The following is a 14,242-nucleotide window of genomic DNA, read 5'->3' on the forward strand; positions in this document are numbered from 1 at the left end:
TAAAGCATAGCCTCAAGAGAATAGTCTCGATTGGTACCTAGTGAAGAATAATACTTTTGATAAAAAGAAAAAGGGATAAACGGAGTAATATCAATATGTTGGTTTAATAGAGAAAGTAGATTATTTTGATCCTGATGAAAGAACTTATCAAAGTCAGATGAGATATCACAAAGATTTAATTGTTTCGCTGAAATTGGCATAAGTTTCTCCTTTCTTGTAAGTTTTGAGTTATGTACAATTTCACAATGTATATATACCCAAAACGGGGGAAACTTAGCCATTTCAATAGATTAAAATGCAGTATTTGTGCGAGTTGTAGAGTTCTGCAACGAGCTACTAATATATAAAAAGGGGGACGATGGATAAATGTTTTTAGAAGAGATAAAGATGACCCGTATACAGCCCTGTACTGCAGACGCTGAAAGAATGAAATTTAAGGCAAAGTTTTCAAGTAATGTTTCCGAGGTATTACCCTATATTAATGGCAGTATGAAAACCGCTATATATAACAAAGCTGCTGGCACGTTGACATTTAAAAAGGAGTTTCGTATGATAACGATTTATCCAGAAAAATTAGCTGTAGCAAAGGTTATTAATGAAACAGATGCCTTTGAAATCATCAATCTAGTGAAAGATCTGATCAATAATACCTATGAGAATAGAGATCATATAGAGCCCTTATTTGAAATGAGAGCAAATATTAGTCCGATTGAAATCTATAAACAGCTTCCTAAGCTAAACTGTAAAAGATGTGGGGAAACTGCCTGTATGGCTTTTGCTTCAAAACTAATCAGTGGTGAACAAAATATTAAAAAATGCTTGCCGCTGTACGAAAAAGCTTATTTAGATAACCTAGAAAAGGTAGAAGGTATATTACAAATTTTAGGATACGAATAAGTTTTAATATTGACAGAAACATTAGGGTAATATAATATAAAAATATAAGTATATAATTATGAAGGAGGATGCGTACATGTTGATCCAAGTATTAGGACCGGGATGTAAAAACTGTAAAACTGTGGAAGCTAATGTAAGAGAAGCACTACAAGCATTAAATATGGAAGCAAATGTAGAAAAAGTAACAGACTTTTCAGATATTATAAACCTAGGCGTGATGAAGACACCAGGATTGATTATCGATGGTGAAATAAAAGCGTCAGGTAGAATCCCATCTTCAGAAGAAATTAAAGGATTTTTAACCAAATAATCTAGTGATGTGTTCTATCCCCGAAAAACCTATCCTTTTGGCTTTGGATAGGTTTTTCACTATCTAGATTTCTAAAATAAGGGTCTTTTTATAAGTACAGTGAGGTGTAGGAATGAATAAGTTTAATAAGATATTCATCATTCTGATAGTAATAGTATGTTTAATAGGGATTATTGGTATTAAGGGAGGGTTTTCAAAGATCTGGGAAAAAGAATCGAGTATATCAGAGAATGGGATTGTAATAGGCAGTTATGAGAATATTATAAAAAACAATAAAAAGCCGACGATAATTGTTTTCTCTTATGATGCAGACTGCTGTCCTTCTACCAAAAAATTTTTTGACGATTATAACGAAAAAATAAATAAAGTAGCTAAAGGATATAAGGAAGATTTAAATTTTATCTTCATCAATACAGGAACCGTGAATGTAGAGGACAAGAAACAAATCATTAAGATTGCTGAACGGTATGATGTTGAGTATCTGCCATCCATTGTCTTACTTAACAATAATGGTGAATCACTTAAAGTCATCGTGAATGATTTTGAAGAAGAAGAACTACATGATCTGATTAGACCACTCATTTAGATTATACACAAAAAATTAACAGGATTAAGATGAAGTCTAATCCTGTTAATACACTAGATCATTTTACAAGTTTTTATATCACGGTTTCTTGAAAGATCACAAATACGGGAATATTCTGCCTGAAATTCAGAGATGTCTTGTAAAGGCATCTCTAAGAATGCTCTAAAGTCTGAAAGTGTGCTATGTAGAAACTCTTGGTTTAAGCTATAGATACTCCTCTGTCCTTTTTTTTCATCATTAACAATTTCAGCATATTTTAATATCTTAACATGCTGTGATATTCGTGGTTGACTCATTCCCAAGATTGTCTCGAGCTCACAGACGCACATAGGCTTATGGGCTAAAAGTCGAATGATTTTTATCCGTATAGATTCTGTTAAGGCTTTGAAAAAAGCTTCATAATCCATACGTCGTACCTCCAATGTTCATATATAATCCTAAGTTTTTCATGGGTAGGATAAATAGATTTTTTATATAATCAGAAACATGATTATATCACAATTATAGATAGTTAAGTCAGATATGTATACTAGATTTTATTAATATTTCAAAGCAGGGCTCGAAAGCTTGAATGATCATAATACAATCCCTGCTATAAGTAGTTTGTTTCACTATACTTTTGGTGCCACCGATGAGCCTTCTGTCTGTGTACTCTTAGGCTTAAGCCTGCAGGCGCAGCCCCCTACCATTGCATAATTTTTGTCCTTGGAAAGTGGTAAGCCATCACGATCCCATGCTACCATACCCCCTGCTAGAAAGAAAACCTGGGGATAATTTTGTTCTACTAGATAACGTGCCACTTCCATGCTCTTATTGCCTACACTGTCTGCTACGATTAAGGGAATATCCTTGGGTATCAAATGGAATTGATCACGATAGGAACGATAGGGCAGATAGAAAATATTAGGAACATCAAAGACTCGGAAGTCCGTTTCATATTCTGGTCTGATGTCCAGAATGGCAGCGTCATTTTGAAGATGTATAAATGCGTCTCGGGGTGAAAGCGGAGCAGGGGAACCACTAGATTGACCTTGCTGATGGATAACAGAATTCATGTTTTACCTCCCATTCAATTCTTGTTTTTGCTTATCGAGGGTATTATGCTTATCGAACATGTTTCAAGAAACAATATACCGATATATTTAAAATTATATCACATAACATAAGTGGAGTTGCTTAATCAATGAAGAAATATTCAAAAAATGAAAACTCTACAGCAAAACTATATGTGGAAAAAGGAATATTAAAGGACTATGTTCAAAAAAATGTCCTGCTGATTAACATAGAAGGATATGGTAGATATCAACTATATATTGATGATGATAGAAAGAATAATAGCAAAGTTGAATGAAATTGCATACCTTATAGACTGGTCATTGAGAACAGTCTATTATTCTAAATAAAAACATTTGCGTGGATCTATGAATCATACATAATATATAGACCCACGCAAATTTGCATTTTTTTCAACGAGTGTTATTAAAAGATAATATTAGAACGGTACTATTTTAATGAGAAAAACTATTTATTTTTTAATTCATCCAAAACTGTAAGTAACAGTTCTTTTGTAGGGAAGGAAATAGCATCTGTTGGGCAAAGTTTAAGGCAGTTACTGCAGCCAACAACACAGTTATAGGGTTCTTGGACAATAGATTGATTCGCGTCCATTTGATAGACATTGTGAGTACAAAATGCAAAGCATTCTCCACAACCACTACACAAACTTTCGTCCACTGTAGGATACCAAGGAATATTTTCTCTGTTAATACCGGAATAATTAAATTCATCTGACATAAAAGGACCACCTCAAATGGAAAAATAAAATATTAAGATATAATTATTTAATTATATAATTAACAAAAACAAATTTCAAGAAATTTTATTAAATTGCATGGAAATTTTGATAGGGACAAATTCAGTTTTTTGAAAATATGGGAGAAATCTGGTTTTGAGCTTATAAATTATCTAGGGGCTACATCTATGATTGGTCTCTTTGAAAAAAGTATAGAGTAATGAAAAATGCGAAATATTATAATAGGCTGAATGAAAAATCAGTCTAAATTTTTAAAAAATACATTGACACATATCTATATGTAGATCATAATATATATAGACAAATGTCTATGTGAGGTTTAAGGGGTGAATGTAGTGAAAGATTATGTTGAGTTGTTTAAAGCCCTGTCTGATGAGAACAGATTAAAGATTCTTTGTATGTTGGCTTGCGGTGAACTATGTGCTTGTGATATACAAGACAGCCTGGAATTAACGCAGCCCACGATCTCCCATCACATGAAAATACTACAGCAGGTAGGTCTGATTGAGGTTGAGAAAAGAGGTAAATGGGCTTTTTATTCTATAAGACAGGATCAGGTGGATCAACTATGTGACTTCATAAAAAGTGTTACTTCCGAAGCACCTGGGAAAGAGGAGTTTAGGAATAGATGCTCCTGCAGCAGAAGTCGATGTATCTGCGATTAGTAGTAAAAAAATCAATTAATAATATGTTTCTAAGGAGGAACTATAATGGAAAACAAAACAATCATCAATATTTATGAACCACCTATGTGTTGTTCTAGTGGAGTATGTGGTCCATCTCCGGATACAAAGCTAATGGACCTACAGAATACCATTAAACGAATACAAAAAGAATTTCCGGAAGTACAAATTAACAGATATTCTATGAATTTTAATCCAAAGGATTTTATGCAAAATCCAGCAGTTTTTGCAAAAGTTAAAGCTGAAAAGACAGAAGCACTGCCTATTATTACAATTAATGGAGATATTATCAAAGAAAAGGACTATATGTCCTATGATGAATTTATCAAAGAGCTTATGCTGAGAAAGTAAATAAAAATTTCAGGAGGTTAATCATGAATAAGACACCCAGATTTGTTTTCTTTTCAGGAAAAGGCGGCGTAGGGAAGACTTCTATGGCCTCTTCTACCGCAGTCTATTACGCTGAGAAAGGATTAAATACCCTAATCGTAACAACGGATCCAGCAGCGAATTTATCCGATGTATTTGAACAGGAAATCGGCCATAAGGTAACGCAAATTAAAGGTGTACCAAAGCTGTTTGCCATGGAGATAGACAGTGATGAGGCAACTGCTGAGTATAGAGAAAGAGCTCTGGCGCCCATCCGAGAAGCTTTTGGGGATGAAATGGTAGCCATTATGGAGGAACAGCTGAATTCTCCTTGTACAGAAGAAATGGCTTCCTTCGATAAGTTTACAGACTTTATGGATACTGATGAATATGACATTGTCATTTTTGATACAGCTCCTACGGGACACACCATCAGACTATTAGAGCTTCCTGTGGATTGGTCTAAGCATATTGAGGAAAGTTCTAAGGGTTCAGGTCAAACCTGCATGGGTCCTGTACAAAATATTCAAGATTCTAAAGAGAAATATGATAGAGCTGTAAAGCTTCTTCAGGATAAGAAAGAAACTCATTTTATCTTCGTGTTGCAGCCAGAGGCTACTCCCATTAAAGAAACGATCCGTTCTGCCAAAGAGTTAGGTGAGATAGGTATTAATACCACAGAAGTCATTGTCAATGGGGTTTTACCGGAAGAGGAGCTGTTAAATCCATTCTTTAAGAAACGTGGAGAAATGCAAAAAAAATATATTCAGCAGATCAATGAAGAAATCCCTTTACCAAAGAGAAAAATGCATTTACTAGCTGAAGAAATTAGAGGCGTAGAAATACTGGAAAAAGTTGCTGATAAGTTATATAATCAACAAGAGGCGGTGAATCAAATTGAAATCTCAAACTAAAGTGATATTACCTAGAAATAAGAAACCTAAGTTAATCTTTTTTGCCGGTAAAGGTGGGGTAGGAAAAACCTCTATGTCCTGTGTGACCTCATTATACCTAGCTGAAAAAGGATTTAAAACCCTGCTCTTGACTACAGATCCTGCCTCCCATATCGGTGAAGTGTTTGAACAGCCGATTGGGGATAAAATACAGCCTATTGCTGGTGTAGAGAATCTATATGGATTGAAAATCGATCCGAAGCAGGCGGCAGAGGAGTATAAGCAGAAGATCTTTACAGAAGCTGAGAAGAATAACTATTCAGAAGAAATGATGATCGGCTTAAAAGAAGAACTGGATTCACCCTGCACAGAAGAAATGGCTGCCTTTGATCGATTCACAGATTATGCAGACAATGAAGAGTTTGATGCCATTATCTTCGATACAGCTCCTACGGGCCACACCCTAAGATTATTAGAGCTGCCCTTAAGCTGGGATAAGCAGATAGAGCTAAAGACAGCTATGAATACAGTAAATGAAGGGGATCTAAAAGCTCAAGAACGATTTAAACGAGTCATTAGTAAGATGAGAGATAAAGAACAAACGACCTTTGCTTTTGTAGTATATCCGGAGAATACACCGATTCAAGAAGCCTATAGAGCTGTGGAAGAACTAAAAGGAGCAGAAATCTATACACAGCTGGTCATAGCAAACCAAGTATTACCCAAAGAGTTTTGTACAACAGAGTACTTTAAAAAAAGAAAAGAAATGCAGGATAGACATTTGAAAGTAATCCATGAGAAGTTTGATTGTGAAATATTACAAATGCCTTTGTTTGCAGAAGAGATTAAAGGGATTGATGTTATTCGAGAAGCAGCAAATGCATTGTATGAATAAATAACTGAAACTTTGCATATAAAAATAGCTCTATGATCCTTGAAAATTCAATATATGACAATAATATAATTGGCTCTATGCACACAAAGCAAACCTTTCTTTTAACCGGTTTGGCAAAGTTGTTAAAAATGCATCCATTAATTCCTCTATTTGGTCTGCCGATAATGACAACTTATCTGAAATTGCGTTAATAAATGTCTGCATAAGCATCTGCAATGCTTGAGTCCATGTGATATCAGCAAGTTCATCTGTGAGAAGGTAAAAGATTTCACCCAAGGTACGATTGTCCAAAGCCTGTCTGTTTTCAACAGCTAGCATCATGTATCTGGTAAAAACAACTGCTGCATGAGCAGTCATTGCATCATAGGATAGGGAGTTACACTCTTTACCAAGCTTGAGATATGACTTGCAAACCTTGAAAAAAACTTCAATGTTCCAGCGCTTTCCATAAATTCTGAGGGTTTCTTCTTCGCTGATTGACATATCCGTCGTAATAAGTGCCAGATAGTCTTTCTTCTTATTCTTGTTTCGGACATAGATTATTTTTGCTGGTACGGTTTCATCATTTTTAACAACAGTAACTTCAACGGATAGAAGATACTTGGAACATCCTCTGCGTTTTCTATTCTGTTTATAGATTTCTGTGATTGGCTGCATTTTTCCATTATAGAGAAAGTGCATCTTAGGAGTTTTCTTAACCATAGCAATAACATCAAGTGCTCTTTTCTTGATTTGAATAATGGATGCCGGAAAGCAAAACCAGCTGTCAAACAACACATATGACGCTGAAAGACCTGCCTTCTTTGCCTGATCTATTAACTCAAGCAGGTCAGAAGTTGCTTTTGTCTGGGCTAGACGCCTTCTGCAGTAACCAGCAGTTCTTTTATTAAGAGATTTAGCATCGACGATTCTATTTTTCCTATTCTCTGAGGACAAGAGACAACGGTTAACAGGAAGGAATGTATTTCCATCAGACCAACCGAGAGTTAAAAGACGGAAACCCAATTTATATGATTTCTTGGCATGGTCATACATTTTGGACAGCAGTTCCACCTTCTTGGAGCTGTTGCGTTCAAACATCATATCATCAAGAATCAGTACATTCACTCTATCTTCGTTTGTGAGTTTTTCTATTGTTGTTGCGACGATCCTGGCAGAAAGCAAGGAAGTGAACCGTATCCAATTGACAGAGATAAAGTTTAGAAATCTGTAAATAGTGTCCTTCCCAAAGCCTTCGGTATGTTTTTCTGTAAGCATGGTCATATACATGCTGCGATTGAGGAAAATCAGCTTGAAAATATACTGGAAGAGGGCTGTAGTAAGCACACCTTTTTGTTTGTATACATTTGAGCTTTTCAGAACAGATGCTACCTTGTAGTTCTTAAGAAATTTATGATGGATGAATTTACATTCTTATCATTGACGTAGTTTTGTGTTATACTTTCCATAGCATGAACCTCCGTTTGTGATAATTGTGTTGTGGTGATTCAATTATAACAAAAACGAAGGGTCTCATGCTTTTTTATTGTCAAAAACTATTGAATTTTCTAGGTTCATAGAGCCATATCTATATGCGAAGTTTTAGTCAATAACTATTGAATTTTTAAGGATCATAGGATCAAATTAAAGTGCGAAGTTTAAGTAAATAATACTGAGTGGAGGGAAATAAAATGAACAGAGTAGAGTTAAATATTTTTGCTGTAAAACCAGTAGGCTGTGGTTGAGGCCCAGCAGATAGTTGTGGACCAACTAGAACAATTATGGATGATATCCAGGATCTAAAAAATGCAATCAAGAGTGAGGACTTAATGGGGAAAGTCGCTACGATGAAATTTATTGATGTATTTTCCCCGGCGCTAAGCAAGTACCCGGAAGTATTTAAACAAGTTAGCGGAGGGGATGTACAGGTTCCAATCGTTGCCTTTGGAGAAGAAGTCGTATCAGAAGGTACTGTAGATATCACAAAAATTATTGAAAAATTAAAAACGGTATAGAATAGATTATGAAAAGTCCAGCTAGATTGCTGGGCTTTTTTTATGTGTGCCCAGCATGGGCGATAACTTGGCGGTGAAAGTCCGCTGTGGGCTTGGTAGTGGGAACCACTAGCCGAAGGCAAGGGTGTCCACCGGGAGGTGGAATCTGAAAGAAACCCTAGGCAAAATCTCGGTCTGAGGAACACGAACCTCATAGAAGGTTTCTTGAAACGGACGAGTTTGCATAACAAAACAAAGTCCAACACTACCCGAATTCCAAGGAGTAAATGAGGCAGATAGATGAGATGAAGGTTATCCTTCTTACTGGGGAGGTCTCATGGACATGGGAAGATGAATTTCAAACCATGGTTGAAACAAGATTTATCATGAGAAGTCAGCAGAGGTCATAGTACTAGGGCAGTCATGAATGCTCTAGGAAGGACTGAACAATAGGAGGTCTTAGAAGCTTGAAGAATTCGAGAGAAACACGAAGATTGCAGAAAACAAGAAGTAGTGGCAAAAGCATGGAGCATAGAATGCAAAAGCTAAAGCAGAGCATAAATGGGTAGGTCAATTATTTTGGAATTGCGGATATGAGTAAGCTGACAAGAGAACTTGATGAATAGACAAGACGCAGGATAAGAATGTGCTTTTGGAAGCAATGGAAAAGGATTAAAACGAAGTATGAGAACCTGATAAAATTATGTAAGAGCAACCAGAAGGCATAGCAACAAGCCAATACAAGAAAAGGCTACAGGAGAATCGCAGGTAGCCCTGTACTAAGTACAACCCTTACAAATACCTATCTTGAATCTATAGGATACACAAGTATTCATAAAAGGTATAGCAAGTACATTAATTCCTGTTGAACCGCCGCATACCGAACGGTACGTACGGTGGTGTAGGAGGTAGATAAATTGATTATCTACCTCCTACTCGATTTTGTTTAAATGTCTATGAAATCGGCATTGACAGGATTTACAAAAAGTTATATGATAATTATATAAGAATATCATTATATATTTATCATATAATTTAGGAGGCATTATCATGAGTGAATGGAAGAAGTTTTGGATCATTGTTGGGGTATTTTTAGCAGCATACTATATGCCAGTAACCAGCCTGCGATTTCAGGGTGCTGTTATTGAGTCCTTTGCGATGTTAAATGATTATGCAAGAGAGCACGTGCTGCTTTGCTTGATACCCGCATTCTTTATTGCAGGAGCAGTAGCAGTTTTTGTATCACAGGATGCCGTGATTAAATATTTTGGGCCAACAGCAAAAAAATGGGTAGCCTACTCTGTAGCTGCTGTATCCGGAACTATTTTAGCAGTGTGCTCTTGTACCATATTGCCATTATTTGCAGGAATTTATAAAAAGGGTGCTGGATTAGGGCCTGCGACTGCGTTTCTTTACTCTGGTCCAGCAATCAATGTACTGGCAATTGTCATCACTGCTAGGGTGCTGGGACCTGAGCTAGGAATTGCAAGAGCATTGGGTGCCGTAGTGTTTAGCGTTGTGATTGGATATCTGATGCACCTGATATTCCTAAAAGAAGAAAGAGAAAATATGAATAAAGATGCCAGCATGTTTACCCATGAAGGTCAAGACGATAAGCCCCTTTGGAAAACTGCAGTATATTTCTTCTCAATGGTAGGGGTTTTGGTATTTGCGAACTGGGGAAGACCCATGGAGGCAACAGGATTGTGGGCAAATATCTTTAGCATGAAGTGGATTTTAGCAGCTGGATTTATGACCGTAGTATTATATGCATCGATGCAGTGGTTCAACAAAGAGGAGAGGGATGAATGGTTTAGCTCTACCTGGGGATTTGCAAAGCAAATACTGCCACTTTTGTTTTTCGGAGTGTTGATTGCTGGTGTTTTACTTGGAAGACCTGGACATGAAGGACTCATTCCATCAGTATGGGTGGAAAGATTGGTAGGAGGAAATTCTATTCAAGCTAACCTATTTGCATCGGTTGCAGGAGCATTCATGTACTTTGCTACACTGACAGAAGTGCCGATCCTACAAGGACTCATTGGTTCAGGAATGGGAAAAGGTCCAGCACTAGCACTGCTGCTGGCAGGACCAGCGTTGTCCTTGCCAAATATGCTTGTAATTCGTCAAGTGATGGGAACTAAGAAAACTGTTGTATTTGTTTCATTGGTAGTTGTGATGGCAACCATTGCAGGGATAGTATACGGAACCTTGTTTTAGCTCTATAATATAAAAAAACTTAGGCCGATTTCTAGCCTAAGTTTTTTTTATATCCGGACAAATGGTGATCGAGGGATTCTCCCTTAAGAATTCAATCCGGGCTACTTCTTTCTTGTATTCGGGTAACCCATGAAGGGGTATATCAAGAAAACTATTAAATTCAGCTAATGAAGATAACAGGAGGTATTGATTAAGCGTATAAATCGTTCGTTGGCCATCTTTTTCATCGTTTACCAAGCCGGTTTGTTTTAATATTTTTAGGTGCTGGGATATTCTCGGTTGACTCATGAGTAAGATTGCTTCCAGTTCGCATACATACATAGGTTTATAGGAAAGTAGCTTAATAATCCGAATTCTGGTGTTCTCTCCAAGGGCTTTAAATAACAAACTAAAGTCCATGATACACCTCCATAATAAAATAATTATATTATTATAATTATAACCTATCACTGAATGCTTGTCAAAGCCTAGCATAAATAGAGATTTGTAAAGACTTGTGAGTAAAAATTGAAATATTAAGAAACTAATGCTAATATAATTATATAATGAATATTTAATGATGAATTGGAGAGTGGACAATGAAGAAATATAAGTGGATGATTCTATTCACAGTTATCGTAGCCATATCAGGTATTATACTGATGAAGAATATTACAAAAACAAATACTGGTAGCAGTACGGAAAAATATGAAACACTAGAAGCAAAGGTCAATCATTTTGAAAAATCATCAAAAATTAAAATAGTCATGTATTCAACAGAAACCGATTGTTGCCCGGATTTGGAAAAGTTCTATAATAACTATAACTATAAAAGCACGAATCTACTAAAAGAATACAATGGGAAAATAGAAGGATTGCTGATTAATAAAAAATCATTGAATGAATCTGATTTAAAAACCGCAGCTACATATGAGAAGAAATATAATATTAAAGTATTACCAACCCTGATTATTTTTGATTATAAAAATATTGAAAGGGTACGGATTGTAGGCGATTATCAAGCTAGCGAGGTTAAGAATACCCTTGAAAGGATGCTGAGTGAGATATGAATATGGACGTAAATGCAAATATGTGGTTGACCCTTGCTGCAGTATTTGGAACGGGCACATTGAGTGGCTTAAGTCCCTGTACACTTCCTACGATTATGTTAGTCATGGGATATGTTGGAGGCACAGAACAAAATACGAAATGGAGATCCTTTCAAATTTCTCTTTCTTTTGTATTGGGGATAGCTGTTACACTCTCCTTATTAGGTGGAATTGCAGGAACTGTAGGCGGTGTGTTTCTAAATATTGGGCTGCTAAATTATATTTTGGCAGCCATTGTCATAATCATGGGGTTATGGATGTTAGACGTAATAGATTTAGGGATGAAGCAGTTTTCTTTCTTTACGCCAAAGAAGGGATCAGGTAACCTAGGTGCTTTCTTGCTGGGCTTACCCTTTGGAATACTGGCATCCCCTTGTACGACACCTATATTAGGAGGCGTTTTAGCTTATGCTGCCTCAAAAGGCAGCTCACTGTACGGATTTATCCTATTATTTATTTATGCCATTGGACGGAGTATACCCATTTTGATTGTAGGTACATTTACGGGACTAATAAAGAATCTAAGTGTGCTTGATAGATTTCAGAAGCCAATCAAAGTCATTGGAGGTATAATTCTTATTTTGCTGGGAATGTACCTTGTTTGGAAAGCATAAAATAAAAGGCCCAATCGGCCTTTTATTTAGTTTAGAAATAAATGCCTTGTTTTATTTGAGATATGCACAAGTATTAGCATTAGAGGTACTTCCACCAGTACACCTACAACTGTTGCAAGGGTTGCACCTGAGTTTAGTCCGAAAAGAGATATTGCTACGGCGACAGCTAATTCAAAAAAGTTGCTAGCACCAATCATCGCAGCTGGGGATGCAATGTTGTGAGGAAGTTTCCATATCCTCGCCCATCCGTATGCAAATATGAAAGTAAAGAAGGTTTGTACAATAAGCGGTACTGCAATTAAGCCGATATGCACAGGGTTATTGATGATTACCTCCCCCTGGAAGGAAAAGATAATAATTAGGGTCAACAGTAATCCAACAATTGTTATATTATCAAATCTAGGAAGAAAATCCTTCTCAAAATAATCCAATCCTTTTGTCTTTACTAGATACTTTCGGGATAAATATCCTCCCAGGAGTGGAACAATGATAAATAGAATTACTGATAAAATAAGTGTATCATAGGGTACAATAACATCACTTACACCTAGCAAAAACGCTACAATTGGAGTAAAAGCAAGCAAGAGAATTAGGTCGTTAACGGCTACCTGCACTAACGTATATGCTGGATCACCTTTTGTTAAATGACTCCATACAAACACCATGGCAGTACAAGGAGCAGCACCCAGTAAAACAGCTCCAGCTAGATACTGATTGGCGGTTTCTTCTGCGATCATATCTTTAAATATTACCTTTAAAAACAACCTAGCAAAGAAATACATGGTAAAAGGCTTTATAAGCCAATTCGTTACACAAGTAACTGTAAGTCCTTTAGGTTTTTTTGTAGCTTCTACAATACTGGTAAAGTCGATTTTTAGCATCATCGGGTAAATCATAAGCCAAATTAGAATGGCAACAGGTATGGAAACTTGAGCATATTGTATTTTATTTAAAGCTTGCGGAATCCATGGAAGATACTCTCCGATGCCAACTCCAGCAATAATACAGATTATAACCCATAAGGTCAAGTAGCGACTAAACATATTTAAATCATCTTTATTTTGTTCCATTTGATTGCTCATATTGCCACCTCAAAGTGTAGTTTATTGGATCATTAGGATAATTACTTAATCTTTTTATCAATACTTTCTAATAAATTTCCAATTCGTTTTAGTTCTTGGATAAGTTCTGTCATGAACTTTTCCTGCACTTCCGTTTCTAGTTTTTCTTTTTTTAACATTGCATTTCTATCAATTCCATAAGGATTGTAGTAGTTAGTAGACATAATAGTGCCTCCTCAATGGTTTATTTTTTGGACTACAGGCTGATTATATGCATATACATATAAACATATTTAAATACATCGATGTATAGTACTTCTTTAGTATACAGAGTAATTTGTTTTATGTCAACATAGCAAGAAAATGTTAATTTATTTAGATTATAGAGTTTTTTATGAAAAATTAAAATAAACTTTATTTATAGAGGGTTTATAATAATACACCTGAATTATTCGTAAGCGTAAACTCTGATGCACATAGTACTGCTAAAAAACCTATGATAAAATCATCTCAAACTAATATATGAGGTGATTTTTTATGGCAAGAACTCCAAATCAAGATTATTGGGAGCAGGTAATAGCAGATCAAAGGGATAGTGGACTAACACAAGTTAAATGGTGTGAGCAAAAAGATGTAAACATCCACAACTTCCGCTACTGGAAAAATAGGCTTAAACGTGATGAAAATTCTAATATCATATCTTCAGCAACAACATGGACTCTTGTAACAGCAAGCTCCCCTACATCAACAGTAAAACCATCCATGTCTGGAACTGGCGAAATCGATATCCAAGTTGGCAAAGTAAAAATGACACTGCGCAATTCTGTTGACCCAAATTTA

21 protein-coding genes are annotated in these 14,242 nt (G+C 36.0%); 13 read left to right on the forward strand and 8 right to left on the reverse strand.

Annotated features, from left to right (window positions below):
• On the reverse strand, nucleotides 1-200 hold a 200-nt coding region (locus tag BUB56_RS19720; protein ID WP_330392695.1), incomplete at its 3' end, for a hypothetical protein.
• A gap of 166 nt (nucleotides 201-366) precedes the next feature.
• On the opposite strand from BUB56_RS19720, the gene BUB56_RS18085 reads away from it, so the two are divergent.
• The 3 genes from BUB56_RS18085 to BUB56_RS18095 all read left to right on the forward strand — a co-directional run bounded on the left by BUB56_RS18085 (nucleotide 367) and on the right by BUB56_RS18095 (nucleotide 1,793).
• Nucleotides 367-897: a (Fe-S)-binding protein gene (locus tag BUB56_RS18085; RefSeq protein ID WP_110942660.1), complete on the forward strand. Its 531-nt coding sequence runs from the start codon at nucleotides 367-369 to the stop codon at nucleotides 895-897.
• Nucleotides 898-973: 76 nt separating this feature from the next.
• On the forward strand, nucleotides 974-1,207 hold the full coding sequence (locus BUB56_RS18090; RefSeq protein ID WP_110942661.1) for a thioredoxin family protein: 234 nt from the start codon (nucleotides 974-976) through the stop codon (nucleotides 1,205-1,207).
• Between the two features lie 112 nt (nucleotides 1,208-1,319).
• Nucleotides 1,320-1,793, forward strand: coding sequence for a TlpA family protein disulfide reductase (locus BUB56_RS18095; RefSeq protein WP_110942662.1), 474 nt, complete (start codon nucleotides 1,320-1,322; stop codon nucleotides 1,791-1,793).
• A gap of 53 nt (nucleotides 1,794-1,846) precedes the next feature.
• On the opposite strand, the gene BUB56_RS18100 is transcribed toward BUB56_RS18095, so the two are convergent.
• Together BUB56_RS18100 and BUB56_RS18105 are read right to left on the reverse strand one after the other, a co-directional pair.
• Complete coding sequence (locus tag BUB56_RS18100) at nucleotides 1,847-2,200, reverse strand: ArsR/SmtB family transcription factor (RefSeq protein WP_110942663.1); 354 nt, start codon at nucleotides 2,198-2,200, stop codon at nucleotides 1,847-1,849.
• A gap of 204 nt (nucleotides 2,201-2,404) precedes the next feature.
• Nucleotides 2,405-2,848, reverse strand: a complete 444-nt coding sequence (locus BUB56_RS18105; protein WP_110942664.1) for a rhodanese-like domain-containing protein — start codon at nucleotides 2,846-2,848, stop codon at nucleotides 2,405-2,407.
• A gap of 128 nt (nucleotides 2,849-2,976) precedes the next feature.
• Between BUB56_RS18105 and BUB56_RS19585 the strand changes: the two genes are divergently transcribed.
• Entirely contained in the window at nucleotides 2,977-3,144 is a 168-nt protein-coding gene (locus BUB56_RS19585; RefSeq protein ID WP_190014732.1) for a hypothetical protein, read from the forward strand.
• 170 nt (nucleotides 3,145-3,314) lie between these two features.
• Here BUB56_RS19585 and BUB56_RS18110 read toward each other — a convergent pair whose 3' ends face one another.
• On the reverse strand, nucleotides 3,315-3,587 hold the full coding sequence (locus BUB56_RS18110) for an ATP-binding protein (RefSeq protein ID WP_110942665.1): 273 nt from the start codon (nucleotides 3,585-3,587) through the stop codon (nucleotides 3,315-3,317).
• Nucleotides 3,588-3,941: 354 nt separating this feature from the next.
• On the opposite strand from BUB56_RS18110, the gene BUB56_RS18115 reads away from it, so the two are divergent.
• From BUB56_RS18115 to BUB56_RS18130, 4 genes are read left to right on the forward strand one after another with little or no spacing between them, the layout of a single operon-like run.
• Nucleotides 3,942-4,271 carry an ArsR/SmtB family transcription factor gene (locus tag BUB56_RS18115; protein WP_110942666.1) on the forward strand — a complete coding sequence of 110 codons (330 nt, stop codon included), beginning with the start codon at nucleotides 3,942-3,944 and terminating at the stop codon, nucleotides 4,269-4,271.
• A gap of 45 nt (nucleotides 4,272-4,316) precedes the next feature.
• Nucleotides 4,317-4,640: an arsenite efflux transporter metallochaperone ArsD gene (gene arsD, locus BUB56_RS18120; RefSeq protein ID WP_110942667.1), complete on the forward strand. Its 324-nt coding sequence runs from the start codon at nucleotides 4,317-4,319 to the stop codon at nucleotides 4,638-4,640.
• 23 nt (nucleotides 4,641-4,663) lie between these two features.
• Complete coding sequence (locus tag BUB56_RS18125; RefSeq protein ID WP_110942668.1) at nucleotides 4,664-5,572, forward strand: ArsA family ATPase; 909 nt, start codon at nucleotides 4,664-4,666, stop codon at nucleotides 5,570-5,572.
• Nucleotides 5,556-6,446, forward strand: coding sequence for an ArsA family ATPase (locus BUB56_RS18130; RefSeq protein ID WP_242946431.1), 891 nt, complete (start codon nucleotides 5,556-5,558; stop codon nucleotides 6,444-6,446). The genes BUB56_RS18125 and BUB56_RS18130 overlap by 17 nt, the downstream gene beginning before the upstream one ends.
• Nucleotides 6,447-6,521: 75 nt before the next feature.
• Here BUB56_RS18130 and BUB56_RS18135 read toward each other — a convergent pair whose 3' ends face one another.
• Complete coding sequence (locus tag BUB56_RS18135; RefSeq protein WP_456297991.1) at nucleotides 6,522-7,847, reverse strand: IS4 family transposase; 1,326 nt, start codon at nucleotides 7,845-7,847, stop codon at nucleotides 6,522-6,524.
• 359 nt (nucleotides 7,848-8,206) lie between these two features.
• On the opposite strand from BUB56_RS18135, the gene BUB56_RS19590 reads away from it, so the two are divergent.
• Nucleotides 8,207-8,440, forward strand: coding sequence for a hypothetical protein (locus BUB56_RS19590; RefSeq protein ID WP_190014734.1), 234 nt, complete (start codon nucleotides 8,207-8,209; stop codon nucleotides 8,438-8,440).
• A gap of 1,029 nt (nucleotides 8,441-9,469) precedes the next feature.
• Nucleotides 9,470-10,639 carry a permease gene (locus BUB56_RS18150; protein WP_110942670.1) on the forward strand — a complete coding sequence of 390 codons (1,170 nt, stop codon included), beginning with the start codon at nucleotides 9,470-9,472 and terminating at the stop codon, nucleotides 10,637-10,639.
• Nucleotides 10,640-10,675: 36 nt separating this feature from the next.
• On the opposite strand, the gene BUB56_RS18155 is transcribed toward BUB56_RS18150, so the two are convergent.
• Nucleotides 10,676-11,038, reverse strand: a complete 363-nt coding sequence (locus tag BUB56_RS18155; protein WP_110942671.1) for an ArsR/SmtB family transcription factor — start codon at nucleotides 11,036-11,038, stop codon at nucleotides 10,676-10,678.
• 179 nt (nucleotides 11,039-11,217) lie between these two features.
• On the opposite strand from BUB56_RS18155, the gene BUB56_RS18160 reads away from it, so the two are divergent.
• Nucleotides 11,218-11,688, forward strand: a complete 471-nt coding sequence (locus BUB56_RS18160) for a TlpA family protein disulfide reductase (protein ID WP_110942672.1) — start codon at nucleotides 11,218-11,220, stop codon at nucleotides 11,686-11,688.
• A 2-nt stretch (nucleotides 11,689-11,690) separates the two neighbouring features.
• Nucleotides 11,691-12,341, forward strand: coding sequence for a cytochrome c biogenesis CcdA family protein (locus BUB56_RS18165; RefSeq protein ID WP_190014736.1), 651 nt, complete (start codon nucleotides 11,691-11,693; stop codon nucleotides 12,339-12,341).
• 26 nt (nucleotides 12,342-12,367) lie between these two features.
• Here BUB56_RS18165 and arsB read toward each other — a convergent pair whose 3' ends face one another.
• Both arsB and BUB56_RS19595 read right to left on the reverse strand, forming a co-directional pair.
• The gene (gene arsB, locus BUB56_RS18170; RefSeq protein ID WP_110942674.1) at nucleotides 12,368-13,423 is read right to left on the reverse strand and encodes an ACR3 family arsenite efflux transporter; all 1,056 of its coding nucleotides are present in this window, start codon (nucleotides 13,421-13,423) and stop codon (nucleotides 12,368-12,370) included.
• Between the two features lie 41 nt (nucleotides 13,424-13,464).
• On the reverse strand, nucleotides 13,465-13,626 hold the full coding sequence (locus tag BUB56_RS19595; protein WP_190014738.1) for a hypothetical protein: 162 nt from the start codon (nucleotides 13,624-13,626) through the stop codon (nucleotides 13,465-13,467).
• A gap of 313 nt (nucleotides 13,627-13,939) precedes the next feature.
• Between BUB56_RS19595 and tnpA the strand changes: the two genes are divergently transcribed.
• Nucleotides 13,940-14,242 (forward strand): IS66 family insertion sequence element accessory protein TnpA (gene tnpA / locus BUB56_RS18175; protein WP_110942675.1); only part of this gene is annotated, 303 nt, incomplete at its 3' end.

It is taken from the genome of Geosporobacter subterraneus DSM 17957, assembly GCF_900142145.1.
GTDB lineage: Bacteria > Bacillota > Clostridia > Peptostreptococcales > Thermotaleaceae > Geosporobacter > Geosporobacter subterraneus.